This window comes from Dokdonella aquatica (genome assembly GCF_051987395.1).
Lineage (GTDB): Bacteria > Pseudomonadota > Gammaproteobacteria > Xanthomonadales > Rhodanobacteraceae > Dokdonella.
Genome location: NZ_CP197094.1, coordinates 3,709,537 through 3,734,637, shown reverse-complemented (window position 1 = coordinate 3,734,637; position 25,101 = coordinate 3,709,537). Strand labels below are relative to the sequence as shown.

Genomic DNA, 25,101 nt, shown 5'->3' with positions numbered 1-25,101 from the left:
CACGGCCATCGCTGCGCGCGGCACACGGGTCCATCATGACGGGCTAAAGAAACGGAGTCCGTCGATGACCGATAACCGCCATCCCCTGTTCGCATCCTGGCGTTCCCACGCCGACGTGCAGCCAGCCGACGCGACACGACTGCTGCGCACGCTGTGCAACCACTGGCGCCACCGCTTCACGATCGAGCGCGACGGCGATGTCGCGGCGCGCATCCCCTTCGGCGAGGAGGAGCGTGCGAGCTTCGCGGTCGCCGGCGACGTGCTCGCGATCGACGTGGAGACGGCCGACGCCAGGCGCCTCGAAGCCCTGCGTGGCGTCATCGAGAACCACCTGCGCCGCTTCGAGCGCAACGAGGCCCTCGCATTCGAGTGGCGCGACGCGGCCTGACCTCTTGCGCGCCGGGCCCCGCGACCCGACAGTGTAGGGTCCGGCGTCCGGCGAAGCACCCGTGAGCATCGACACCACCGCGATCAACCGCGAGGCGAACCTTTTCGCAGGCCACGACGAGGTGTGGCTGTTCGGCTACGGCTCGCTGATCTACAAGGCCGATTTCGCGTTCCTCGAGCGACGGCCGGCAAGGCTGCACGGCTGGTCGCGGCGCTTCTGGCAGGGCTCGCACGACCATCGCGGGACGCCGGCACGGCCCGGTCGCGTCGCGACGCTCGTCACCGACGCGACGGCCTCCTGCCTCGGCATGGCCTATCGCATCACGCCCGACGTATTCGCCCATCTCGACCACCGCGAAAAGAACGGCTACCTGCGCCATGCGCTCACGCTTGACCTGCTCGACGGCCGCGAGGTCGAGGGGCTCGTCTACGTGGCCCGCGAGGACAACGCCGCATGGCTGGGTCCCGGTGACGACGACGCGATCGCCAGGCAGATCGCGACCGCGCGCGGGCCCAGTGGCAGCAACCGCGACTACGTGCTCGCGCTCGCCGACGCGCTGCACGCGCTCGGGGAACAGGATGCCCACGTGTCGTCGCTCGAGCGCCGCCTGCGCGGGGTCGACGCATGAGCGGCGTGCAGGGAGCTTCAGTCGCGAAGCGGCCAGCGCGCGAGTTCCACATGGCGCGAGCGGCCGAGCAGGCTGTGCACGAGCGCGAACGATCCGACACGCCAGCGTATCGGCTCGATGCGGACCGGCGCGACGACCGCCTCGTCGTACAACAGGGTGACGTGCGGCGTGAACGCCTGTGTGCCCGCGATGCCGACACCGCGGCGCGCAAGCGCCTCGAGCAGACCGCGATGCAGCGCGACGATGCCGTCGAGCTCCTCGCCTCCCTGCAACACGAACGGACGCTTGCCACGCGACGACGCGAAGCTCGCGGCACGATCGAAGCCGACGTCGAACGGCGCAACCTCGAGTCCATCGGCGGCACCACGCGCGGCGGCGACGAGATCGGCGGGCAGGCCCGCGAAATCACCGAGGTGATGCAAGGTCACGTGCAGGCGCGCGCCGGGCAACGGCATGCCGTGCAGGCCGTGACGCTCGCGCAGGTCCGCGGCGAGGTCCGCGATCACCGCCGCGGTCGCGGCATCCGGATGCACCGCGAAGAACAGGCGGTCGGTCGGATGCGGCGGCTCGAAGGTGTCGAACCCGGACTGGGCGGGATGCGAGGTGTTCCTGCGCACCATGGCGGGTGTTCCTGTCGTCGCGACGTCGAGCGTCGATATCACCGCAGCACGGTTCGCACGTCCAGCCTCGCGGTTGCCCCTGCCTGTGCAGGAACCTCGCCGGCATGATCGATCCGATGTCCGGTGAAGCGATCGATCCACGCGTCGCCTGCACGCGCTGCGAGGCGGTGTGCTGTCGGCTCACCGTCGTGCTGATGCCCGACGACCACGTGCCGGACCACCTGACCACGCGGTCCGAGCACGGCCTCGAGGTGATGGCCCGCGACGAGGACGGCTGGTGCGCCGCGATCGATCCGCTGCATCTGCACTGCTCGATCTATTCGCGGCGGCCGACCATCTGCCGCGCGTTCGCGATGGGCGGCGCGCAGTGCGTCGAGGTGCGCGAAACCTACCGTGAGCAGCGCCTGCGCGGCATCCCGATCGTCCTCGAATGACGGCTCACGAGCGTGGCGGGCGACGCGCCCTCACGCTGCCGACGGGTTGCGCGACCACACGGTCGCGACCGGCCGCCTTGGCCGCGTAGAGCGCGGTGTCGGCGGCCGCGATCAGTGACTCGGGATGGATCGCGGCATCCGCGAAAGCCGCACCGACACCGATGCTGACGGTCACGTGCGCCGCGACCGGCGACGCCGGATGCGGCATCGCGCGCGACGCCACGCGACGCCGAAGGCGCTCGGCGCAACGCCTCGCCGAGCGCAGGTCGGCTCCGGGCAGCAACACCGCGAACTCCTCGCCCCCATAGCGCGCGACGAGTCCCGGTGTCGTGCCGAGCGCGGCGACGCACAGGCCGGCGAGCTCGCGCAGGCATTCGTCGCCGCGAAGATGGCCGCAGGCGTCGTTGAGGGCCTTGAAGCGGTCGACGTCGACGAGCAGCAGCGCGACGGCATCGCCACGCAGGGCGGCACCCGCCCACGCCTCGGCGAGCCGCGCGTCCAGCGAACGCCGGTTCGCGACACCGGTCAAGCCGTCACGCATCGAAAGTTCGCGCAGTGCGCGATTGGCGTGTTCGAGTTCGCGCACGATGCGGGCGAGATGGATCGCGCCGGCGATCTGCAGCGCGACCGCATCGAACATCGCGCGCGTCGATGCGCAGAAGAAGCCTTCCCGCGTGCTCTCGAGATTCAGCACGCCGTGCAGGCGGCCGCGATGACGGATCGGCACGAGGTACTCGCAGCGCACGGCACCGTTGCCGGCGACATAGTCGGCATCGGCCGCCACGTCCGGCACATGCTGGGCGAGACCGCTGCGCGCGCAACGGCCGGCGACGCCGATCTCGACCGGCCACGGCAATCCGGCAGGAAGATCGAGATCGACCGATCCGGCCCAGACTTCCTGCATGAAGTGGGTGCCGGACTCGTCGAGCAGGATGATGCTCGCGATCGCGACCGGCAGGCGGCGGTGCAGACAGGTCACGATCGCCTGGAGCACGGCCTCGAGATCGTCGCCCTGCAGCGCCTCGCCCGACACTTCGGCGAGGATCTCGGCGCGCGCGAAGGTGTCGCCGTCACGTGTCGCAACGGCGGGCAGCGCCATGCCGGTCGTCTCGTCGGCCTTGCCCACGCCTTCCCCTCGACGCTGCGCCCGTCAGGGCCACGCTCGACTGTCGCGTACCGCCTCTGCCTCAACCCTGCGCCGGGGGCGGCGCATCGCCGTACGCTATCAGCGTACGGCGCGCAGCGACCTGCCGTCGTGGCCGGGCAAAGCCGTCGTCGCGTCGCGCAACCTCGGCATGAGGCGAAACACCTGATCCTCGCTCCAGCGGCCGACGATGCGACTCTGCTGACCCTGCACGTCGGCGACGAGGCACACGTCCACCGATGGCGCGATCGTATCGCGGCAGCGCGTGGCGACTTCGTCGATGCTGAGGCTGGTCTCGAGCACGTGGAACGACGTGGTCTCGCTCCAGATCGAGGTGCTCAAGGCGATCATCGCGTCGTTGAACGCTTCGAAACGCGTCGCGTAACTGAGGCCCGCAGCCTGTTCGGAACTGATGTCGAAAGAGATCCAGAACACGGTCATGTTCATTGCCCTCCGATGCGCCTCCCAGTGGCGCGTGCCGAGCCTACTCCCGTGGATCGCCGCTTCCCCGAACGGAAAATGAACATCAAGCGAAACCATCGATAGTCGACCCTTGCACCCAGCTGAACGTCCACCCCCTCGAGATGCTAGGTTCTCCGGTCGCCCGACCGAGGACCACCGATGCGCCGCCTGCCCCATCTCGCTTCGCTGCTCGCCGCCAGCCTGGCGGGCGCAGCACACGCAGCCGCGCTGCCGCACGCATCGGGCGCCTACGCATCGGTCGACCCATTCATCGGCACCGGCGGCGAAGGCCACACCTACCCGGGCGCGACGGTGCCGTTCGGCATGGTGCAACTGAGCCCCGACACGCAGATCAAGCCGCGCAAGGACGCCTACGGGTGGGCCGCCGGCTACCGCTACGACGACACCACGATCGTCGGCTTCTCGCACACGCATTTCTCCGGAACCGGTCATTCCGACCTCGGCGACGTGCTGCTCATGCCGATCAGCGGCGACGTGCGCCTCGAACGTGGCGACGTCTCGACACCGCTCAGCGGCTATACCTCGCGCTTCTCCCACAAGGGCGAGCGCGCCGAACCCGGCTACTACGCGGTGACGCTCGACGACTACGCCGTACGTGCCGAGCTGACCGCGACCGCGCGCGTCGGCGTGCACCGCTACACCTTCCCGGCCGGCAAGCCCGCCCACGTGCTGCTCGACCTGCGCACGAGCCTGTACGACTACCCGGGCAAGATCTCGTGGTCGCGCGTGCGCGTGCAGCCGGACGGCACCGTGACCGGCTTCCGCGAGACGCGTGGCTGGGCGCCGGGACGCCAGCTCTACTTCGCGATGCGCTTCTCGCGCCCGCTCGCCGGACATGCGCTGCACAACACCGAGCAGGACATCCCGTACAAGGGTTTCGCGCCGCCGGCCGCCGAGGATCCGGCCCGGCGCGCGCAGATCGAAGGCCGCCAGCTCGTCGCGACGTTCGACTTCGGCACCGCCGATGCCGCTCCGCTCGTCGCCAAGGTCGCACTGTCGCCGGTCAGCGAGCACGGTGCGATCGCCAACCTCGACGCCGAAGTGCCCGACTGGGATTTCGACCGTGTGCGCGCCGCCGCGCGCGAGCAATGGACCCAGGCGCTGGCCGTGCTCGAAGTCGATGCCCCCGACGACGCGCGCCGTGCGCTGTACACCGCGCTCTACCACAGCCTGCTCGGGCCGACGCTGTTCATGGACGTCGACCGCCGCTACCGTGGCCCCGACCAGGACGTGCACGTCGCCGACGGCTTCACGCACTACTCGACGTTCTCGCTCTGGGACACCTACCGCGCGCTGCATCCGCTGCTGACGATCGTGCAGCCGCCGGAACGCACGAGCGACTTCGTCAATTCACTGGTCGCGCACCGCAGGCAGAGTCCTTACGGCATCCTGCCCGTATGGTCGTTCCACGGCCTCGAGACGTGGTGCATGATCGGCTACCACGCCGTGCCCGTGATCGCCGACGCCTACATGAAAGGCATCCGCGGCTTCGATGCAGGTGCTGCGCTCGAGGCCATGGTCGCGAGCGCAGACTACGCACCGTACGACGGCATCGGCGCCTACCGCGAGCTCGGCTGGGTGCCGATCGACGAGGAAGGCGAAGCCGCCTCGAAGACCCTCGAGTACGCCTATGGCGACTGGACGATCGCGCGCATGGCCGCGGCGATGGGCCGCGACGACATCGCGAAGCGCTTCACGCGCCATGCCGCCAACTGGCGCCACGCGTTCGACGCGAAGACCGGCTTCATGCGTGCGCGCAACCGCGACGGAAGCTTCCGCGAACCGTTCGACCCGAGCGCGAGCGGCTACGGTACCGACTACACCGAAGGCAATGCGTGGCAGTACTCGTGGTACGTGCCGCAGGATGTCGCCGGCCTCGCCAAGGCACACGGCGGCGTCGACCGCCTGCTCGCACGGCTCGACGCGGTGTTCGACGCCAAGGTCGATGCGTCGATCTTCGCCCACATGGAGGACATCACCGGCCTGATCGGCTGGTACGCGCACGGCAACGAGCCGAGCCACCACGTCGCCTACCTGTACGCGCACGCAGGCCAGCCTTGGCGCACCCAGGAACGCCTCGCCACGATCATGCGCACGCAGTACGCGCCGCGGCCGGACGGCCTCGCCGGCAACGACGACCTCGGCCAGATGTCGGCCTGGTACGTGTTCACGGCGCTCGGCTTCTATCCGGTTGCGCCGGCCAGCAACGAGTACGTGCTCGGCCGCCCGTTCGTGCCGCGCGCGACGCTGCACCTGCCGAACGGCAAGCGCTTCACGGTGGTCGCCGACGGCCTCGACGATGCGCACACCTACGTCGGTCGCGTCACCCTCGACGGCAAGCCGCTCGCGCGCACGTTCATCCGCCACGAGGAGATCATGGCCGGTGGCGAACTGCGTTTCACGATGCAGGCCACGCCCGACAGGCGTGCGTTGCGCGGGCGTGACGCGCTACCCTACTCGCAATCGACCGCGCGCCGCTGAGGCGCGTGGTTCAGCCCTGCGCGGGCGCGTCGTCCTGCGCGGGCGTCTCGAGGAAATAGGCCTCGACCTTGCCCTGGAACTTCATCGTCATCGGCTGGCCGCGGCGGTCGAGCGCCTTGCCGACCGCCATGCGCACCCAGCCTTCGCTGATGCAGTATTCCTCGACCGTGGTCTTTTCCTGGCCGTTGAAGCGGATGCCGATGCCGCGCGCGAGCAGGGCCTCGTCGTAGAACTTGCTCTTCGGGTCGACGGAGAGGCGATCGGGCAAGGTGTCGGTCATGGCGGAACGGCCTGGCGGCATGCGGGGGCGCGCAATCTGGCCCAGTGCGCCGGTCGCGTCAACCCGGGCCGATGTCCCGAACCGTTGCCCTCGTGCGTATTGCCCTGCCACCCGAAGGAGATCCGCCCATGCGCCTGACGCACCTCGTACCCGCCCTGCTCACGCTCGCCCTGCCCCTGGCCGCCGCCGCAGAGACCCAGTCGCTGACGGCCGAGGTCGACGGCGTTGCGTTCACGAGCGACGACGACGGCATCACGCTGGTGCCGCTGGACAAGAGCTTCAGTCTCGGCGCGATGACCGCCGGCGCCATGGCGTGGCCGCCGCCGAAGACGCGCATCGACCGCCTCGCGATCACCTGCGAGGCCTACGTGCCGGGCACGCCGATCGTGTTCGGCAGTGACGCGTTCGGGCGCAGCAGCTGCGACGTGCGCTTCGAAGTCGGCCGTGACGCCGACGCGGTCGAGTACGCGCTCGACAAGAAGAGCGCGACCAACCGCTTCGAGATCACCGCCTCGAAGGGCAAGGCCATCGAAGGCACGTTCGCGTTCGACCTCGTCGGCAAGGACGGCAAGCGCATGGCGATCCGCAACGGCCGCTTCAAGGCCGAGGACCGCCAGCTCTGACGCCCGCCGCGGTCAGCCGACCGCGGCCGTCACGACGATCTCGACCTTCCAGCCCGAATTGGCGAGCGCGGCCTGGACGGTCGCACGCGCCGGCGTGTGGCCGGGTTCGACCCAGGCTTCCCATACCGCATTCATGCCGGCGAAATCGGCGAGGTCGGGCAGGAAGATCTGCGCGCGCAGGACCTTCGACTTGTGCGAGCCCGCGCGTGCCAGCAGAGCGTCGATCGCCGCGAGCACTTCACGGGTCTGGCCCTCGATGTCCAGCGACACGTCCTCGGCGACCTGTCCGGCGAGATAGGCCACACCGTTGTGGACGGTCATTTCCGACATGCGCGGGCCGGTGTCGAAGCGCTGGATCGTCACGGTGATTCCTGGCAACGGGAGGGAGGCGCGCATGCTCGGCGTTCGCGCGCAGCGACGCAAGCGCGGGTTGCATCGACGGGGAGGCTTGCGCACAGTGGACGACGCCCCGCGCCTGCGAGGCCCCGCAGTCCACGAACGCACGCGATCCGATGAAAGACCATCTCCCCCTGTTCCTGCACGAATGGCTCGGCGTGATCACGCCACTGGCCCAGGTGCTGCTGATCCTCGCCGCGGCCTGGCTGCTGCGCACGATCGTACGCACCGCGCTCGAGCGCGTCCGCGAGCGTTACGCGATGCCGGCCGAGCTCGCGATCAGCGGCCGCCGCGTCGCCTCGACGATCATCAACATCGGCGCGCTGCTGCTCGCCCTGCAGGTGCTCGGTGTGTCGGGCACGGTGCTGTGGACCGCGTTCACGGGCTTCGCGGCGGTCGGTGCGGTGGCGTTCTTCGCGGCATGGAGTGTGCTGTCGAACATCTTCTGCGCGATGCTGATCTTCACGACGCGCCCGTTCCGCCTGCACGACCACATCGAGCTGCTCGAGAACGGCGAGAAGCCCGGCCTCAAGGGCCGCGTCATCGACATCAACCTCATCTACACGACGCTGCGCGAGGTCGATCCCGCGCACGACGGCGCCGTGCTGCAGATCCCCAACAGCCTGTTCTTCCAGCGCACGACGCGCTGCTGGGGTTCGGGCGACGTGCCGGCCACGTGGCAGCCGTAGCGCGAAGCACGCTGAAGCCCCGCCGCAACGGCTTCAGCCGTCGAAGCTTGCTCGAAACAGCCGGTCGAACGGCCGTCCCGCACACCAGAACACCGCGCCGGCGAGATGCGCGCGCACGTCGTCCCGCGCGTAGACCTCGGAGCGGTGGCCGATGCCCGTGTAGAACGCACGCCCCGAGTCGACCGCGTGCGACCACGCGATCGGATGGTCCGCCCCCATCGCGCCGCCACCCGGCGAGTAGCTCGACTCGTCGATGCGCAGCAGCACGTCGACGACCGGACGCGGATTCGCTCGGAAGTTGTACCACTCGTCCTCGATCACCTGTCGACCCTCGAACACGACCGTGGCCGGATGCGTGGCGATCTCGCGCAGTACGCCGGCCGACTGGATCGCCGGGTGCGACAGGAACCACGCCCCGTTGCCGAGCAACGTGCCGTAGAACGGCCAGTCGTACTCGGTATCGGCGGCCGCGTGCACGCCGAGCCAGCCTCCGCCGCCCCGCACCCATGCCTCGAGCGCGGACTGCTGCGTGGCATCGAGCACGTCGCCGGTCGTGTTGAGGAACACGACGACCTCGAACGTGGCGAGATTCGCTGCGTTGAATGCCGACGCGTCCTCGCTGCGCACGACCTCGAAGCCGTACTGCGTCCCCAGCGACGCGAGCGCCGCGTGCCCCGTGTCGATCGAGTCATGACGGAAACCTGCCGTCTTGCTGAAAGCCAGCACGCGGAAGCCGTCGCCTCCGACCGCCGCTGCGCATGGCGGCGTGCACGTCGCGGCGAAGAGCGAGGCGGACACGATAACGGCCGGCATCCAGTGCATGACGAAGCTCCTCACGAGACATCGGCACGGTAGACAAGACCTTCGGAACCGGCAATCCGGAGCCCTCCCGCCGGCGGCACGGCGTTCAGGTTGGTCGCGTGATCGCGCCGTCACGACCCATGCCATACGGCGCTAGAATCCGCGCCTTCTCCCGGCTGCCGGCGCCTGCCCGTCCCATGCTGCATCCCTGCCAACGCTGCGGCGCCTGTTGCGCGACCTATCGCGTCGCGTTCCACTGGATGGAGACCACGGACGACTCCGACATCGGCGTTCCCGAAGCGCTCGCCGAGACGCTCGATCCGCACCGCCTCGCGATGCGTGGCACGAACGCGAAGACACCACGCTGCGTCGCGTTGCATGGCGACGTCGGCATCGAAACCGCGTGCACGATCTACCCGCGACGTCCGTCACCGTGCCGGGCCGTGATGGCCTCGTACGAGGACGGCACGGTCAGCCCGCAATGCGACAAGGCGCGCCTCCGACACGGCCTCGCGCCGCTCACGCTGGCCGAGTGGGCGACGCCGCGCGCGTCGTGACGCGCACGCGCATCGGTACCGTCAACGCAACTGGCTGTCCTTGCTGCCGCGGCGGTTGTAGCCGCTGCTGACGACCTCGTCACGGTCGTGCTCCTCCTGGCACGCCACGCACAGGCGCACGCCCGGCACGGCTTCACGTCGCGCGGCCGGGATCGCGGCATCGCATTCCTCGCACCTCGTGCGGCCCGGGCCCTTGCCGAGGCGTGCGCGCGCACGCTGCACTGCGTCGCCGACCGTCGCGTCGATCTGATCCTGCACCGCGCCATCACCGGCCCAACCCGTCGCCATCGCGACCTCCCGGGGCGTCGCCCCTTGCGATCTTCGAGCCGCCGTTATGGGGCCATCGTGGCGGCGCTGCAAGCATGGGCACGGTGCGGGCGACAGCGGCGCACGACAGCCTGATAGGAAACGTCCCGCCGCCTCGTCATGGAGGTCGACCACGCCGCGCTGCGTTCGCGACGTGGACCGACGACTACCCAAGGACTGCCGCCATGACACTGATCCGTCCCTTCCTGAGCGCCGCGCTGATCGCCGTCGCGCCGTGCGCCGGTGCCGCCACGCTCACGGTCACCACCCTCGCCGACAGCGGCGCAGGCAGCCTGCGCGCCGCGATCACGCAGGCCAATGCCGCCGCAGGCGCCGACACGATCCAGTTCCAGGCCGGTCTCGCCGGCACGATCGTGCTGACCAGCGGCCAGCTGTCGGTGACCGACAGCCTCACGATCACCGGACCCGGCGCGGGCGTGCTGACGATCGACGGCAACCAGGCGAACCGCATCTTCGCCTTCAGCAACACCACGCAGAACAAGACGTTCGCGCTGTCGGGGCTCACCCTCACGCGCGGCCTCATGCGCTCGGGCAACGACGACAGCGGCGGTGCGGTGTTCTACGAGCTGTCCTCGCGCGGCGACCGCATCACGCTCGCCGGCATGGTCCTGCGCGACAACGTCGCCGGCCGCAAGGGCGGCGCGATCAGCGTCAGCGGCGCCGACCTCACGATCACCGACAGCACGATCATCGGCAACGCCGTCGCCGACGGCTTCCAGCCACAGGGCGGCGGCATCTACATGGACCGCGGCGTGCTGCGCCTCGAGCGCTCGCGCGTGATCGGCAACACCGCCGAACTCAGCGGCGGCGGCATCAAGCTCTACGCATCGGCCTCGAGCGCGATCGTCACCGACACGCTGTTCCAGGACAACGAGGCGATCTACAACGGCGGCGCGATGGCCGCGGACGGCATCGGCAACCTGCTCGTCTCGCGCAGCGCGTTCGTCGGCAACACCGCCGGCGAGCCGTTCGGCGGTGCGCTGTACTTCGCCGGCACGATCAACACCGGTGCGCCGGTCAACATCGTCGAGAACACGACGTTCTCGGCCAACCGTTCGCTGCATCCGTCCGGCCGTGGCGGCGCGCTCGCGATCTGGCAGGGCAACCTGACCGTGCGCAACAGCAGCTTCGTCGGCAACCGTACCTCCCCCGAGCGCGGGCCTTCCGAAAACGCGGGCGGTGCCGTGTGGGTGAACAACGGCGGCACCACGCGCGTGACGCTGCAGAGCTCGCTGTTCGCCGACAACACGCACGGCAACCAGAACGTGCCGATCGACGTCACGCGCTCGCAGGGCACGCCGACCAGCCAGCTCGACACGAGCCACAACGCGTTCGCGACGCTCACCGATGCCGGCGTCATCAACGGCAGCAACGACACCAACCTGTTCGCCACGGACGCCCGCGTGCAACCGCTGACGATGCAGGGAGGCTTTGTGCCCGTGCACCCGATCGCCGCGAACAGCCCGGTCATCGACAAGGGCATCAACCCGGGCGGCCTCACCACCGACCAGCGCGGCCAGGGCTTCGTGCGCACGTGGAGCGATCCGTCCAACCGAAACGGCATCGCCGACATCGGTGCCTACGAGCGCTACGGCGACGGCATCTTCCGTCACGGCTTCGATCCGAACTGATCGACTCACTGCTGGAAAGGACGAAGGGCCGGGTCGATACCCGGCCCTTCGTGCGTTCGTGCGACGCGTCCATCGAAGCGCCCGACTTCGGCGACAGCACATGCAGGCATCGAGAGGCGCGGCCAGACGGCTGCCCCGACGACGGGAGCCACCACACGCCGCGTGAGCACACTGCGACCCGCAGACCGGCATTGCGCCCGCTTGACATCTACTAACCAATTAGTACTAATAAAGGCGTAGATTGCAGCAGGGATCGTCGATGCCTTCACCACACCCCACCGAGGGCGAGCTCGCGATCCTGCGCGTGCTCTGGAGCCGCCGGGCGCCGTGCACCGTGCGCGACGTCCATGGCGAGTTGAGCCGCAGCAAGGACACGGCCTACACCACGGTGCTGAAGATGCTGACGATCATGGCCGACAAGGGGCTGGTGCGCCGTGACGAATCCGAGCGCAGCCATACCTACGTGCCGGTGCATGGCGAAGGCGACGTGCAGTCCTCGCTGCTGCACGATCTCATGCAGCGCGCCTTTTCCGGCTCGGCGGTGAAGCTCGTGCAGCGCGCGCTCGATGACGATGCCGCGAGCGCTGCGGATCTCGACGCGATCTCGAAGCTGATCGCGCAGGCCAAGGCCAGAAGGACACCGTGATGGATACGCCCTGGCATGCCACGTTCGCGCCCGCACTCGCCTCGACGCTGCTGCACGCGCTGTGGCAGGTCACGCTGCTGGCGCTCATGGCAGCCCTCGTGCTGCGGGCGCTGGCCCGCCACGGTGCAGCGGCGCGTCATGTGGCGGGGCTGATGTTCCTGTTCGCGATGGTCGCGATGCCGGCGGCGACGTTCGCGCACTTCCTGGCACCGCCGGCTGATACCACGAGCTTCGGAACGCTGGCGTCGGCCACGGTCATGACGGTCGATGCGATCGCGCCCTTCTCCGTGCCGCCGCCATCCCACGGCCTCGCGTTCGCCGTGAGCCTGTCGTGGCTGATCGGGGTCGCGGCGATGCTGCTGAAACAATGGGGTGGCTGGCATCTGATCGGGATGCTCGAGCGCCGCGCGTTCCGTCCCCTGCCGCCCGAGTGGCAACGGCGTGTGGAGGTGCTGCAGCGTGCACTGGGCATTTCGCGCAAGGTCACCGTGCGGCTTGCAGACGATGTCCTGACACCGTTCACCGCGCGCCTGCTGCGGCCGGTGATCTGGTTGCCGCTGTCGTTGCTGACAAGGTTGCCGAGCGAGCAGGTCGAGGCCTTGCTCGCCCACGAACTCGCGCATGTCCGTCGCCTCGACTGGTTGTGGAACGGGCTGCAGTGCGTGGCCGAGTCGTTGCTGTTCTTCCATCCTGCCGCATGGTGGCTGGGGCGGCGCATCCGGCAGGAACGCGAGCATGCCTGTGACGATCTGGCGGTAGCCGCCTGTGGCGACGCGATCGCCCTGGCCGAGGCGCTCGCGGAACTCGAACGCCACCGGCCGGTGCTCCCGCGCCTCGTGCTCGCTGCTCGTGGAGGTGCGCTCGTGTGCAGGATCACCCGACTTCTTTCGCCCTCTGTACACAGGCAGCAGCGCATGCCGATCGGCATCGCCATGCTGCTCGGTTCGGCACTGCTGATCGCAAGCGAGGTGGAGCCGTTGTGGCATCCCGTGCCGGGACCGGCGAGCGCATCGCCCACCGAGGGTACGTTGCGTCCTGACGACGACCGCAGCGTCGCGCTCGCCGGCCCGCGAGCCTCGCACCGCCTTCATGCAGGTGTCGACGTGCGCCGCGAGGTCAGGCCGTCGTTCGGCGGACACGTCGCGAGGCACGCGATCGAGGACGTCCCGCAGGTCAGCGCGGCACCGCAGGCATCGCCACCGTCGCCTCCGTCACCACCATCACCCGCGTCGCCGACGTCGCCGACGTCGCCACCATCACCGGCGTCCCCACGATCGCCGCCATCGCCCATCGCGGATGCGAGCGAGCTCGAGATGATCCCGCGTCTCGTCGCAGGCGACGCCGGAGTCGTCGCCCGGACCGGCGTTCGGGGCGCCCTGATGCGCGACGCGATCGCCATGACGGCGCTGAAGGTGAACCCTCACGACAGCTGATTTTTTTGCCACCATCTACTAAGGAATTAGTAGTTCATGACCCGATTCTTACCACTGCCACCGGTGCACCGATGATCAGCCTCCGACCTTCCCGCAGATACGCTCCGACCGCGCACCTCCCCGCACGTACCACGCGTTCGGTGGCGTGGGCGCCTCTGCTCGTGTGCGGGCTCGCCTTTCCCGGGACCGCACCCGCCGCTCCGCAGGAGCGTCCTCCAGCCCACGCGCACACGATCCATCGCTTCATGTTCTCGGCCGAATCCTTCGATGCCGTCAGCGCGGCGTTCGCCGAACGCCAGGTCGTTTTCACATCCCCTCCCGCGACGCCCTCTGCGGGCAAAACAACATGGATCACCGGGACAGGCCCGAGCGGCTTTCCCACCTCGTACCGGATCGATCACGTCCATGGCCGCTTTCTCGTCCATGCCGAGCGCCCTCGCCCCCAGACGCCCGTGGCGCCGTATCCGTATGTCTCGCAGGACGTCGTGTTCGACACGCCCGACCCCGGCGTGTCGCCGGTCGGCACGCTCACCTATCCGGCGTCGGGCCGCTCCTTTCCGGCCGTCGTCCTGGTTGCCGGAAGCGGCCCTCACGATCGCGACGGCGGCCTGTCCCTGCACAAGACGCTGTGGGTCTTGGCCGATCATCTGACCCGGCAGGGGTTCGCGGTGTTGCGGTACGACAAGCGCGGCGTCGGCCTCACCGGCGGCGAAGCCCATCCGGGCTCGACCACGGACGACTACGCCGCCGATGCGCTCGCTGCCGTGCGCTACCTGAAGATGCTGCCGAACATCGACCCGGAACGGGTCGGCATCGCCGGACACTCCGAGGGCGGGATCGTCGCGGCCATGGCGGCCGCCGCAGCGCCGCGCGACGTGTCGTTCATCGTGATGCTCACAGGTACCGGGTTGCCCGGCATGGACATCAAGAGTCTTCAGGACGCGGCGGCGAGGCGTGCGGACGGGATGCCGGAATCGCTCGTGCTGCTCAACCAGGCGCAGGAGCGCGGCCTGTACGAGATCGCGGCGGGCACGCTGAGCCATCGGGACGCACTGGCGGCCATGGCCAGGACCACCCGCGAGCTGCCCGCGGAGACGAAAGCCAAGCTCGAGATTCCCGAGGAGGGATTCCCCGACGAGGCCTTCGAGGGGTTGCTCACGCCGTGGTTCAGGCGATTCCTGCAGCTCGATCCGCGCGTGCATCTCGAGAAGCTGAGGTGCCCCGTGCTCGCGCTGGTGGGAGAAAAGGACCTGCAGGTGCCGCCCGCCGAGAACCTCGCAGCGATCACCGGCTCGCTGGCGCACCGCGTCCACCCGCGCACCTCGGTGCGCCAGCTCCCGGGCATCAACCACAACCTGCAGACCGCCCGGACCGGCAAGGCCAGCGAATACTTCCTGATCGAAGAGACCGTCGCACCTTCGGTACTGGCTGCGATGTCGACCTGGTTGAAGGACGTGACAGGTCGCCGGAAGCAGGAGTAGCGCCACCGCGCAAGCACCACGCGTGTGTGGAACGGCCTGCTGCACCCAGCGGCAAGCTTGCGCTACCGGATGCCCTGATCGGGGCGTGCCATCAGGATCCACACCGCCGAAAACACGAAGGGCCGGGATGATCCCGGCCCTTCGTGCATCGGACGGTCACCGCGTGATCAGTCGAAGCCGTCGGCGAAGATCACGTCCGTCGAGCAGGTCGAGGTGACGTAGCGGCCCGGCGTGCCGACGTCGCCCGAGGTCGCGGTGACCGAACCGAACGCGTCGCCCACGGTGGCGAGCTGCCAGGCGGCGACCGTGTTCTGGCCGAGCGCACTGCATGCCGCCTGGCCGCTGCGGTTCTGCGTGCGGATCGTGCCCGTGTAGGTCTGGTCGCCGTAATAGAGGCGGTCCTCGATCTCGCCGAGCACGTTGTAGAGATGGATCTGGTCGTTGCGGCCGAGGTTCTCGCCACTCGCGAGACCGAGCTCGCCGATCACCTTGACGCTCGCGTCGAGGCCCCAGGCCGTGCGGAACGCCGCCGCGGTGCTCTCGGTCAGCACGACCGATTCGCCGGGCTGCACGGTGCCGAACGCACTGAGGTCGAACGTGCCGGCGCGCGCGTGGTCGTCGTCGTAGCTCCAGCCGGTCATGTCGACCGGCGCGCCGGAGACGTTCGTGAACTCGATGAACTCGCCGCTCGTACCCGAGTACATCCACTCGGTGATGCGCATGCCGCCGGTCGGTACGACCGCGTACTCGACGTAGCGCGGTCCGCGCTCGGCACGATCCGGCGAGAACGCCGACGAGGCGTAGCTGTTGGTCGAGGTCGCGCCGACGTACCAGGCCACGCGCTGGCCCGAGCTGCCCGTGACCGGCAGCAGCGCGCCGTAGACGCCGTCGCCGGCAGCGCCATCCCCCGAGTTGCCGTCGTCGAGCATCGTCACGCGCTGGTAGCCGAGTGCCGGCGTCGAACGGTAGAACAGCTCGACCTTCGAGATGCCGGCGCCGGCCGCCGCCGTCACGTTCGCGGTGATCCAGACCTGGCCGTTCGCGGCGGGTGTGTCGGTGGACGCCTGGGCCGAGGCGATCACGGGCCCGGAAGCCGACAGCTCGGCACTCTGGTTGAACACCGTGTTGCGCTCGGTCAGGAACTGCTGCAGGCCGACCAGCGTGCCGCCTGCAGGACCGGAGTACGGCAAGGTCACCGTGCTCGTGAAGTTGTTCTGGAACAGCTGGTACGAGTACAGCTTCTTCGGATCGGCCTGCACGGCCGCGTCGATGAGGTTGCGGTGCGCCGTGAACACGGGCTGCAGCGCGGTCCAGTTGAGGTCGCGCTTGATCGTGCGGTAGTGCGCCATGTAGCGCTGGCGCATCTCGGGCACGGCGAGCACGCGACTCAGCACGGGCTTGTTGGTCGCCGTGAAGTTCCGGGTGATCGACCAGTTCGAGGCCGTGAACGACTCGTTCGCGTCGCGCTGCGTGAGGTGCATGCGCCCGTCGATCGGGTTGCGGTAGGTGGTGAAGTCGCAGCCCTTGTTGACGTAGCTGTCGTCGTCGGTCAGCGCGTTCTCGAGCGCCACGGACCAGATCGAGGGATCGATCGCGAACCTGGCGTCGATGTTCTGCCAGGTCGCCAGCGGCTCGTTCGACAGCGCATGGGTGACAGGGATCAAGGCCTCGACGATCGGGTTCGCGAAGCCGCCGTCGCTGTCGACCTCGTAGACCGAATAGCCCGAGGCATTGGCGCCGTTGTAGGCGAGTCCGGGGCCGTTCGGGTTGTTCGAGCAGCTGATGCGCACGCCGTCGGCGTTGGTGAAGTAGTCGCGCAGCATGCGCTTGTTGGGCTGCTGCACGTTGATGTAGACGCCCCAGTTCTGGCCGTTGAGCGTGACCAGCACGTGGTTCGCGCGCGGGTTCGGGATGAACTGCGCGACGTAGTTGTTGTAGACGACCTCGCGCGTGAACGTCGGGTCGTGGAAGCCGTTGTTGAGGTTGAGGTTGTCGTAGCCGAGCACCTTCTGGTCAGGATCGACGTGGTCGACGTTGATCTTGAGCGAGAACTTTTCCGAGCCGCTCGGCAGGCCCGTGTACGAGGTGTTGCCGCGGATGCGCACGCCGACGTTCGGATACACCGTGCCGTCGACCTCGAGGTCGGCGAGGATGTTGGTGCCCGAGACGTAGTTGTTGCGCAGCAGCTGCAGCCAGTTCGCGTCGTGGAACGTGAGGTTGAACGTGCGCAGCGTGGTCGTGTCGTAGAGGTCCTGCGCGAGCGCGCCGGACATCGGTGCGGCCAGTGCGCACGCGAGCGTGGCGAGTGCGGCCATCCGGTGGATCGAAGCCATGGTGTTCCCTCCTGCAGGGACCGCTCGTCCAGGACAGGCAGCCCGTTCATGTGTCGTCCGGCGGCGATGGCTGGCCGGAACCCCGCTGTCACGATACCGTCACGATCGACCGCAACGTTGCAGAAATCTAGGATCGGCGCCGCAGAATCGGCGCGCCGGCGGATGGCGCGGTACGGGTGGCCGTATCCATGCGACCGTGTCGATCCGCGTCCTCCCCGTTCGTCGTACGACATTCCATCGACAAGGAAACGCCATGAGTCTCGAGCTGCACGCCCACCCGTTCTCGTCGTACTGCCAGAAGGTCCTCGTCGCGTTCTACGAGAACGCGACGCCGTTCGAGTGGCGCCTGCTCGAGTCGAACGAGAGCCGCGCGACGCTGGCAGCGCTGTGGCCCATGAAGAAGTTCCCCGTGCTGGTCGACGCGGGCCGCATGGTCGTGGAGGCCACGACCATCATCGAATACCTGCACCTGTACCACCGGGGCCCGGCGCGACTGCTGCCCGACGACGCGAAGGCGGCGCTCGAGGTGCGTGCACTCGACCGCTTCTTCGACAATTACGTCTCCACGCCCATGCAGAAGATCGTCGCCGACGCCCTGCGCGACGAGGACGTGCGCGACATCCACGGGGTCGCCGAGGCGCGCTGCATGCTCGACGACGCCTACGCCTGGCTCGAGCGCTACATGGACGGGCGCGAGTGGGCGGCCGGCGACGGGTTCAGCCTCGCCGACTGCTCCGCGGCGCCGGCCCTGTTCTACGCCGACTGGTCGCACCGCATTCCCGAAGCGTTCGCCAACGTCCACGCCTACCGCCGGCGCCTGCTCGCGAGGCCGTCGTTCGCCCGCGCGGTCGACGAGGCGCGCCGGTACCGGAGCTACTTTCCCCTCGGCGCCCCCGATCGCGACTGACGCCCTCGCCCTGCCCGGCGACCGATGGTAGGGTTGGGGTTCGCATGGCTTCAGGGGGCCGTGCGTGCTCGTACCACACTATCGGGGATACACCATGCAGAAGCTCATCACGACGCGGCTCGCCGCCGCGCTCGCGCTGACGTTGGCCGCGGGAGGCCACCTCAACGCGACGCCCGTCGGCGCCGTCGCCACCGCACACGGCTCGATCGCCGTGGCACTCGCCGCCGCCGGTGGCGGTTTCATCAGTTTCGGCGACCTGCGTTTCGATCCGCGCAGCCGCGTGCCCGGCGACCTCGCCGCCTATCGTACCGAGGCGAACGGTCGTGGCCTGCGCTTCGTCCAGTTCAACGGCGCCATCGAAGGCGACTGGCTGCAGGACCTCAAGTCCGCCGGCGTGGAGCCGCTGCAGTATTACCCCGACAACACGTTCCTCGTCTGGTCCACGGGACAGGCGAGTGAAAGCCTCGAGGCGCATCCGAACGTGCGCTGGCAGGGCGAGTACCTGCCCGACTGGAAGATCGCACCCGACCTCGGCAAGCACACGGGCATGATCCGCAACGTGGGCGTGTTCTTCTACAACGACGGCGACGTCGACGGCCTGCTCGCGGCGCTCGATCAGGCCGGCGCGCGCGTGCTCAACCACGGCGCGGCACAGGCCGACGGCGTGTTCCAGAATGCCTGGGTCGAGGTCGATGCCGGCCGACTCGCCGACCTCGCCGCGCTGCCGCAGGTCGTGTGGCTCGAGCACCAGAGCCCCAAGCCGATCCTCGACGACGAGATCTCCTCGCAGGTCCTCGCGCGCAACTACAGCGCGACCAACGTGCCGTCGCCGGGCTACGTGCCGTGGCTCGGCACGCTCGGCTACACCGGCACGGGCGTGACCTGGGCCGTCATCGACAGTGGCGTCGACCTCACCCATCCCGACCTCGCCAGCCGCATCGTCGGCGGCGTCACGTATCCGGGTTGCCCGGCCGGTGGCGGCCCGGGCGACGACAACGCCAGCGGTGGCCACGGCACGCACGTGGCAGGCATCATCGCCGGTACCGCGGCGACCGGGATCCTCGACACGAACGGCTTCCTCTACGGCCAGGGCGTCGCGCCGGGCGTGCGCATCTTCGCCCAGAACCCGATCTGCGTCGGCGCCGTGCCGTGGCCGCCCGCGGGTGGCTGGCAGGTCCTGTCCAAGGACGCGCTGCTCGGCGGCGCATCCGGCGGCAACGGCAGCTGGACCTCGGGCGAGAGTGGCGGCACGAGCTACACCGCTGCCGCACGCACCTGGGACCAGATCATCCGCGACGGCAACTTCGACACGCCGGCCGCCGAACCCTTCATCATGGTGTTCTCGGCCGGCAACAGCGGCCCGAGCGCCGGCACGCTGACGGCGCCGAAGGCCGCGAAGAACCCGATCATCACCGCGAGCACGCAGAACTACCGTTCCGGCGGCGCGATCGACACGATCTCGGGCTTCTCGAGCCGAGGTCCGACCAACGACGGGCGCTTCGGTCCGACGATCGCGGCACCGGGCGAAACCATCGCCTCGTCCCGTCGCGTGGCCGGTGCGTCGCAGTGCGGCACCGCGATCGCCGGCACGAGCAACAACTATGCGCTGTGCTCGGGCACCAGCATGGCCTCGCCGCACGCGGCGGGCGCAGCGGCGTTGCTGACCTCGTGGTGGCGCGACAACAACTCGGGCGCGACGCCGAGCCCCGCGATGATCAAGGCGCTGCTGATCAACGGTGCCAAGGCCGTCGGTGCGACGAGCATCCCCAACACGAACTACGGCTGGGGCCGCGTCGACCTCCCGGGCAGCATGGGACTCGACCAGATCTCGTCGACCTACGTCGACCAGACGCAGGTGCTCTCGACCGTCGGCCAGACCTGGGAAGCGACCTACGGCGTGCCGGATACCGGACGTCCGCTCAAGGTCTCGCTCGCCTGGACCGACGCCGCGGCCGCAACCGGTGCCAATCCCGCCCTCGTCAACAACCTCGATCTCGAGGTCGAGACCGGCGGCCAGCTGTACCGTGGCAACGTCATCACGAACAACGCCTCGACCACGGGCGGCACGGCCGACGCGCGCAACAACACGGAAGGCGTCATCATCCCGAACCCGGGTGGCAGCGTCACCGTGCGCGTGCGTGCGACGAACCTGCCCGGTGACGGCGTCCCGGGCGGCTCCGCGACGGACCAGGATTTCGCACTGGTCTGCCGCAACTGCGCCAACGAGCCCGGCTTCACGCTCGCGGCCACTCCGGTCTCGCTGGCGGTGTGTGCGCCCGCGACGGCGCAGTACACGGTCAACGTCGGCAACATCCTCGGCTACACCACGCCGGTCAACCTCTCCGTGACGGGACAGCCGAGCGGCACGACGGCGAGCTTCAGCAGCCCGACGGTGACGCCGCCCGGCTCTAGCACGCTGACGGTCGCCAACACGTCCGCCGCGGCCGCGGGCACGTCGACGCTGACGATCACGGGCACCAACGCCGACAGGACCAGCTCGATCGAACGCCGACTGACGATCGCCACCGCCACGCCCGCCGCGCCGACGCTCACGCTGCCGGCCGACCAGGCCGTCGGCCAGGCCACGACGCCGGTGTTCACCTGGGCGGCCAGCGCGCAGGCGACCAACTACCGCCTCGAGGTGTCGACCAGCAACACGTTCGCGACGACCGTGATCGACACGACGCTCGAAGGGACCACGTTCACGCCGACCACTGCACTCGCATCGGGAACGACGTACTACTGGCGCGTCACGCCCGACAACATCTGCGGCGGCGGCACGGCTTCGGCGGTGCGCAGTTTCCGGACGGCGGTCGCGCCGGGCCAGTGCGATACCGACATCGGCCAGGTGCAGACGACGATCTTCAGCGACGACGTCGACAGCGGTACCAACGGCTGGACGACGACCGGCAGCACCGGCGCGAGCACGTGGACGCGCAGCACGGTCCGACCGAACTCGGGCACGCATGCCTGGCTCGCCGTGGATATCGCGACCGTCAGCGACCAGCGCCTGATCTCGCCGGCGATCACGTTGCCGTCGAACCAGAGCCCGCTCACGTTGAGCTTCCAGAACTGGCGCCAGGTCGAGCAGAACGGTGCGACCGGCTGCTACGACGGCGGCATCCTCGAGGTCTCGATCGATGGCGGCACGACGTTCACGCAGGTGCCGGGTTCGAGCATCGTCGGTGGCGGCAGCTACCGTGGTGCGATCAGCACGAGCTTCGCGAATCCGCTCGGTGGCCTGAACGCATGGTGCGACGATCCCGCCCGTCCCTACACCACGGGCCCCGTGCTCGTGGACCTCGCCGCCTACGCCGGGCAGACCATGCAGGTGCGCTTCCGCCTCGGCACGGACTCCTCGCAGGCCAAGGAGGGCTGGTACGTCGACGACATCAAGGTCACGGGCTGCGCGATCATGACCGATGCGATCTTCGCGGACGGCTTCGACCCGCCGATCCCGTGACCGTACACGCGACCTGATCCACCCGACGGGGCGCTTCGGCGCCCCGTCTTCTTTGCCGGCACCTGCGACGACGGCCGTTCGTCGCCACGCCGGTGCGCGATACGACGGAACCGTCCATGAAACATGTCGCCCTGCTGCGTGCGGTCAACGTCGGCGGCACCGGCAAGCTGCCGATGGCCGACCTGCGCGCGCTCTGCGTCGCGTCGGGCTTCCGCGACGTGCGCACCTGGATCGCCAGCGGCAACGTCGTGTTCGAAAGCGATGCCACGGCGACCGACGCGAAGGCCGTGCTCGAGGCGGCGCTCGCGCATCACCTCGGGAAACGCGTCGGCGTGGTGATGAGGGATGCCGCGCAACTGCACGCCGTCCTCGATGCGAACCCGTTCCGCGACGCCGCCCCGAATCGCGTCGTCGTGGTGTTCCTCGACATCCCCCCTCCCGGTGACGCGCTCGCCACGGTGCGCCACCATGCCGCCGAGCGGCTCGCCCTCGGCGCACGCGAGATCTACGTCGACTACGGCGAGCGCATGGCCGAATCGAAGCTCGTGATCCCCGCGGCGCGCGAAGGCACCGGCCGGAATCTCAATACGGTGGCACGCCTCGCGGAGATGGCCTCGGAGTGAGCGGGCTCACGACAGCACGGGAGCGGTCGCCTGCAGCACCGGCGGGTGCGTGGCCGGCCGCTGCCCGCCGAGGCGGCGCGTGAACGTCGCACGCACGCGCACCGACACCAGGAAGTAGCTCGTCCAGATGACGGCCGAGACGACGTTGCGAATCGCCGCCGTCCATTCCGACCGCTCGATCTCCACGCCCGGGAGCAAGGGCATGATCGAGAACAGCACGCCGTTCATCACGATCGCCGACAGCATCGCCGCGATGTAGATCCTCGGCGTGCTCGTGCGCTTCTGCAGGTACAGCACGAGGATCAGCGACCACAGCACCAGCAGCGCGATCGAACCCGCTGCGGAGAACATGAGGAAAGGTGCCCACAATGCGTGGTAGCTCTCGGAGCCGAACGTCGTCAGCGAGGACCAGTGCTCCGCCGACAGCGCACCGAGCTCCTTCCAGCAGTCGAAGGCCATGCGCAGCGGTGCGAGGCAGACACCGATCGTCGGCAGGACCAGCCAGCCCGCGAATCCCTCGGGCGCGCCGGGCGCGACCGGTGTGGCGGGTGGATCGTAGCGGTACAGGCGCACGGCGACCGCGATGCTTCCGATCAGCACCATGATCCCGAATCCCGCCAGCGTCCAGTTCACGCGATCGACGAAGCCGCCCTGCGCCACGGCGTGCGACTGCGGCCGCCAGCTCAGCTCGTAGCCGGTCCTGTCGCGCGCACGGGAGAGCTGGCCGGCGTGGCGTGACGTGGCCGCCGCCGCGATCTCGTCGACGCGGGAGCGGAACGTGCTCGTGATCATGAGCACGCGCTGGGCATACGCGATCTCGCGACGGTACGTGAACGCGTCGCCCTCGACCTCGTCCGTCTCGTCCTTGATCGACCAGTCCCCGTCGAGCAGCACGCGCGTGACCACGGTGAGATCGGTCGGATGCGCGATCCGCAGCGGCGCGTCGCGCACGGCGGATGCCGGCGCGCGCAGCAGCGGCGCCATGTCGGGCATCCAGATCGAGGCGACGCGACGCCCCTCTTCGTTACCCTCCTCGGCAAAGTCCTCCACGCGATAACGCTCGGTGACGGTCACGCGGTTCGACGGCGCATCGTCCTCGATCGCGACGGGCGCCACGATCGACATGCCCGGGTGGTAGCTCGCGTAGAAGTTCAGGTAGCGCTTGCCGATCTCCTCGACGCTCGACGTGGCGAACTCGGCGCGGAGCTGCTCGGCCGAAGCTCCCTCGGCCTCGGTCACGACGGTGTAGGTGACGGGGAGATCGAGGCCTTCCGTCGCGTCGATCGTCACGCGCACGGTCTTGCGGGGCGCGGGGGCGTGCGGCGAGCGCATCGACTCGAGTCCTCGGGTGCCGGGATCGATCGTCAACGCGAGGTCGAAATCGGCCTGCACGACGTGGGCGAGATCCGCACGCTGCAGCGCCTTGGTCGGATCGAGCCAGTACACGCGCCCGTCGACCACCGCGCGCACGAGCACATGGTCGAACTGACCCGGTGACGCGAAACGATCGCCCAGGCCGCGCCGCAAGCGCGTGTCCACGAGCGCTGCCCGCGCCTCGACACCCAGCCCGTCGAGCAATGCCAGCATCAGCAGCGTCTTGTCCTTGCAGTCGCCGAAACGGCGCTCGAGCGTCCTCGCGGGCGACGATGGCGCATGCGAATGCGCGCCGATCGCGATGCCCAGGTAGCGGATCTCGCCCTGCACGAAGCGCAGCGCAGCGAGCAGGCGACCCGATTCGGTCGGCTCCGCGGCGGCGATGCGCGCGATCTCCGCCGCCACCGACGGAGCCACGTCCTTCGGCACGGCGTACAACGGCACGGCCCAGCGGGCGACATCGGACCAGTCGGCGAACGCTCCCCACTGCAGCATCGGTTCGGGATGGAACCAGCCGGGTTCGTCCGCGTCGGCGAGCCGCGCCGGAACAGCGTCGATCGACCATCGGCGGCTGCGCAGGCCGTCGCGCACGCCCTCGACCGCTTCGGGAACGGCGTTGCGCGCGCCGACGACGATGCCGGACCCGCGTGCCTCGAGCAGGTGCACGTGCAACCTCGCGACCGGTACGCCGTACTGGAACATGAACGTGCCGTAGTCGCGCCCCGCGAACACCGGGTTGCGCCCGACCACGCTGAAGGCGTAGTCGACCACGTCGCCGACACGGACGTCCTCGAGGAACACGCTGACGGTCCTGCCGCCGTCGTAGATGCGGCGCTCGAGCGCCGTCTCGCGCTGCAGGATCTTGAAATCGGCCGTCGCGAGCCGCGATGTCCTGTTGCCGTCGCGCACGACATCGATCGCGTGCACCACGATCGTCTGGTACGAGGGATCGAAGTCCATCTCGATGTTGGCGACCGCGTCGATCCCCTCGGGCGCGACGGCCTGCATCGCGAACCGCTGGTAGGTGCTGCGTTGCGCAGGCACGCTGCGCACCTGCGTGTCGACGAGCAGGTACGCGTTGCCGCGACTGATCGCGGCAAGCATCGCTGCATCGGCGCGCCCCGGCTCCACCGGCACCACCCAGCCCGGTGCAGGTCCCGTGGAAAAACCCTGCGTATCGCCCCTGGCATCGGCGGCGGCGCCGAACGCCACCACCGCGAAACCGGACCATGCCAACCGCGCCATCGCGCGGGCCCATCTGCCGAACCGATGACTCCCTGACACGTACCACTCCATCGTGAGCGCCGCGTCCCCATGCACGGCTGCGTCCATCGTCGCCGCCGCCCGCGCATCGCGCAA

General features: G+C 69.1%; 23 protein-coding genes. 14 read left to right on the top strand and 9 right to left on the bottom strand.

The genetic code is table 11. The annotated features are described in order from the left end of the window. The first annotated feature begins 64 nt into the window (after positions 1-64). Both ACQQ2N_RS16560 and ACQQ2N_RS16555 read left to right on the top strand, forming a co-directional pair. Positions 65-388, top strand: coding sequence for a DUF2218 domain-containing protein (locus ACQQ2N_RS16560; RefSeq protein ID WP_440222675.1), 324 nt, complete (start codon positions 65-67; stop codon positions 386-388). 61 nt (positions 389-449) lie between these two features. Further along, entirely contained in the window at positions 450-1,016 is a 567-nt protein-coding gene (locus ACQQ2N_RS16555) for a gamma-glutamylcyclotransferase (RefSeq protein WP_440222674.1), read from the top strand. 17 nt (positions 1,017-1,033) lie between these two features. Here the strand turns inward: ACQQ2N_RS16555 and ACQQ2N_RS16550 are convergent, their stop codons facing one another. Beyond that, entirely contained in the window at positions 1,034-1,636 is a 603-nt protein-coding gene (locus ACQQ2N_RS16550) for a 2'-5' RNA ligase family protein (protein WP_440222673.1), read from the bottom strand. 5 nt (positions 1,637-1,641) lie between these two features. On the opposite strand from ACQQ2N_RS16550, the gene ACQQ2N_RS16545 reads away from it, so the two are divergent. Beyond that, positions 1,642-2,070 carry a YkgJ family cysteine cluster protein gene (locus tag ACQQ2N_RS16545; protein ID WP_440222672.1) on the top strand — a complete coding sequence of 143 codons (429 nt, stop codon included), beginning with the start codon at positions 1,642-1,644 and terminating at the stop codon, positions 2,068-2,070. A gap of 4 nt (positions 2,071-2,074) precedes the next feature. On the opposite strand, the gene ACQQ2N_RS16540 is transcribed toward ACQQ2N_RS16545, so the two are convergent. Both ACQQ2N_RS16540 and ACQQ2N_RS16535 read right to left on the bottom strand, forming a co-directional pair. Beyond that, positions 2,075-3,196 carry a GGDEF domain-containing protein gene (locus tag ACQQ2N_RS16540; RefSeq protein WP_440222671.1) on the bottom strand — a complete coding sequence of 374 codons (1,122 nt, stop codon included), beginning with the start codon at positions 3,194-3,196 and terminating at the stop codon, positions 2,075-2,077. Positions 3,197-3,295: 99 nt separating this feature from the next. Beyond that, positions 3,296-3,649 (bottom strand): hypothetical protein, encoded by a 354-nt coding sequence (locus ACQQ2N_RS16535; protein ID WP_440222670.1) that lies wholly within the window; start codon positions 3,647-3,649, stop codon positions 3,296-3,298. Positions 3,650-3,835: 186 nt separating this feature from the next. Here ACQQ2N_RS16535 and ACQQ2N_RS16530 point away from each other — a divergent pair, with 186 nt between their 5' ends. Further along, entirely contained in the window at positions 3,836-6,178 is a 2,343-nt protein-coding gene (locus tag ACQQ2N_RS16530) for a GH92 family glycosyl hydrolase (RefSeq protein ID WP_440222669.1), read from the top strand. A gap of 10 nt (positions 6,179-6,188) precedes the next feature. Here the strand turns inward: ACQQ2N_RS16530 and ACQQ2N_RS16525 are convergent, their stop codons facing one another. Then, on the bottom strand, positions 6,189-6,458 hold the full coding sequence (locus ACQQ2N_RS16525) for a DUF3297 family protein (protein ID WP_440222668.1): 270 nt from the start codon (positions 6,456-6,458) through the stop codon (positions 6,189-6,191). Between the two features lie 128 nt (positions 6,459-6,586). On the opposite strand from ACQQ2N_RS16525, the gene ACQQ2N_RS16520 reads away from it, so the two are divergent. After that, a complete protein-coding gene (locus ACQQ2N_RS16520; protein WP_440222667.1) occupies positions 6,587-7,081 on the top strand; it encodes a hypothetical protein in 495 nt (164 codons plus the stop codon). A gap of 12 nt (positions 7,082-7,093) precedes the next feature. Here the strand turns inward: ACQQ2N_RS16520 and ACQQ2N_RS16515 are convergent, their stop codons facing one another. Beyond that, positions 7,094-7,438, bottom strand: coding sequence for a RidA family protein (locus tag ACQQ2N_RS16515; protein WP_440225788.1), 345 nt, complete (start codon positions 7,436-7,438; stop codon positions 7,094-7,096). Between the two features lie 155 nt (positions 7,439-7,593). Here ACQQ2N_RS16515 and ACQQ2N_RS16510 point away from each other — a divergent pair, with 155 nt between their 5' ends. Beyond that, on the top strand, positions 7,594-8,166 hold the full coding sequence (locus tag ACQQ2N_RS16510; protein WP_440222666.1) for a mechanosensitive ion channel domain-containing protein: 573 nt from the start codon (positions 7,594-7,596) through the stop codon (positions 8,164-8,166). A gap of 33 nt (positions 8,167-8,199) precedes the next feature. Here ACQQ2N_RS16510 and ACQQ2N_RS16505 read toward each other — a convergent pair whose 3' ends face one another. Beyond that, entirely contained in the window at positions 8,200-8,964 is a 765-nt protein-coding gene (locus tag ACQQ2N_RS16505; protein ID WP_440222665.1) for a ThuA domain-containing protein, read from the bottom strand. 200 nt (positions 8,965-9,164) lie between these two features. Here ACQQ2N_RS16505 and ACQQ2N_RS16500 point away from each other — a divergent pair, with 200 nt between their 5' ends. Further along, the gene (locus ACQQ2N_RS16500; protein WP_440222664.1) at positions 9,165-9,524 is read left to right on the top strand and encodes a YkgJ family cysteine cluster protein; all 360 of its coding nucleotides are present in this window, start codon (positions 9,165-9,167) and stop codon (positions 9,522-9,524) included. Positions 9,525-9,545: 21 nt separating this feature from the next. On the opposite strand, the gene ACQQ2N_RS16495 is transcribed toward ACQQ2N_RS16500, so the two are convergent. Then, positions 9,546-9,812 (bottom strand): DksA/TraR family C4-type zinc finger protein, encoded by a 267-nt coding sequence (locus tag ACQQ2N_RS16495; protein WP_440222663.1) that lies wholly within the window; start codon positions 9,810-9,812, stop codon positions 9,546-9,548. A 203-nt stretch (positions 9,813-10,015) separates the two neighbouring features. Here ACQQ2N_RS16495 and ACQQ2N_RS16490 point away from each other — a divergent pair, with 203 nt between their 5' ends. The 4 genes from ACQQ2N_RS16490 to ACQQ2N_RS16475 all read left to right on the top strand — a co-directional run bounded on the left by ACQQ2N_RS16490 (position 10,016) and on the right by ACQQ2N_RS16475 (position 15,042). Continuing rightward, positions 10,016-11,482, top strand: coding sequence for a right-handed parallel beta-helix repeat-containing protein (locus ACQQ2N_RS16490; protein ID WP_440222662.1), 1,467 nt, complete (start codon positions 10,016-10,018; stop codon positions 11,480-11,482). Between the two features lie 259 nt (positions 11,483-11,741). Beyond that, positions 11,742-12,128, top strand: a complete 387-nt coding sequence (locus ACQQ2N_RS16485) for a BlaI/MecI/CopY family transcriptional regulator (protein ID WP_440222661.1) — start codon at positions 11,742-11,744, stop codon at positions 12,126-12,128. Continuing rightward, positions 12,128-13,561 (top strand): M56 family metallopeptidase, encoded by a 1,434-nt coding sequence (locus ACQQ2N_RS16480; protein WP_440222660.1) that lies wholly within the window; start codon positions 12,128-12,130, stop codon positions 13,559-13,561. The genes ACQQ2N_RS16485 and ACQQ2N_RS16480 overlap by 1 nt, the downstream gene beginning before the upstream one ends. A gap of 245 nt (positions 13,562-13,806) precedes the next feature. Continuing rightward, a complete protein-coding gene (locus tag ACQQ2N_RS16475; protein WP_440222659.1) occupies positions 13,807-15,042 on the top strand; it encodes an alpha/beta hydrolase family protein in 1,236 nt (411 codons plus the stop codon). 167 nt (positions 15,043-15,209) lie between these two features. Here the strand turns inward: ACQQ2N_RS16475 and ACQQ2N_RS16470 are convergent, their stop codons facing one another. Beyond that, positions 15,210-17,375, bottom strand: a complete 2,166-nt coding sequence (locus ACQQ2N_RS16470) for a CotH kinase family protein (RefSeq protein WP_440222658.1) — start codon at positions 17,373-17,375, stop codon at positions 15,210-15,212. Between the two features lie 253 nt (positions 17,376-17,628). Between ACQQ2N_RS16470 and ACQQ2N_RS16465 the strand changes: the two genes are divergently transcribed. The 3 genes from ACQQ2N_RS16465 (at position 17,629) to ACQQ2N_RS16455 (ending at position 22,368) form a co-directional block, all read left to right on the top strand. Further along, on the top strand, positions 17,629-18,282 hold the full coding sequence (locus tag ACQQ2N_RS16465) for a glutathione S-transferase family protein (RefSeq protein WP_440222657.1): 654 nt from the start codon (positions 17,629-17,631) through the stop codon (positions 18,280-18,282). 94 nt (positions 18,283-18,376) lie between these two features. Beyond that, positions 18,377-21,745 carry a S8 family serine peptidase gene (locus tag ACQQ2N_RS16460; protein ID WP_440222656.1) on the top strand — a complete coding sequence of 1,123 codons (3,369 nt, stop codon included), beginning with the start codon at positions 18,377-18,379 and terminating at the stop codon, positions 21,743-21,745. A 116-nt stretch (positions 21,746-21,861) separates the two neighbouring features. Next, entirely contained in the window at positions 21,862-22,368 is a 507-nt protein-coding gene (locus ACQQ2N_RS16455) for a DUF1697 domain-containing protein (RefSeq protein WP_440222655.1), read from the top strand. A gap of 6 nt (positions 22,369-22,374) precedes the next feature. Here the strand turns inward: ACQQ2N_RS16455 and ACQQ2N_RS16450 are convergent, their stop codons facing one another. Beyond that, entirely contained in the window at positions 22,375-24,978 is a 2,604-nt protein-coding gene (locus ACQQ2N_RS16450; RefSeq protein ID WP_440222654.1) for a DUF3857 domain-containing protein, read from the bottom strand. Positions 24,979-25,101 lie beyond the last annotated feature (123 nt).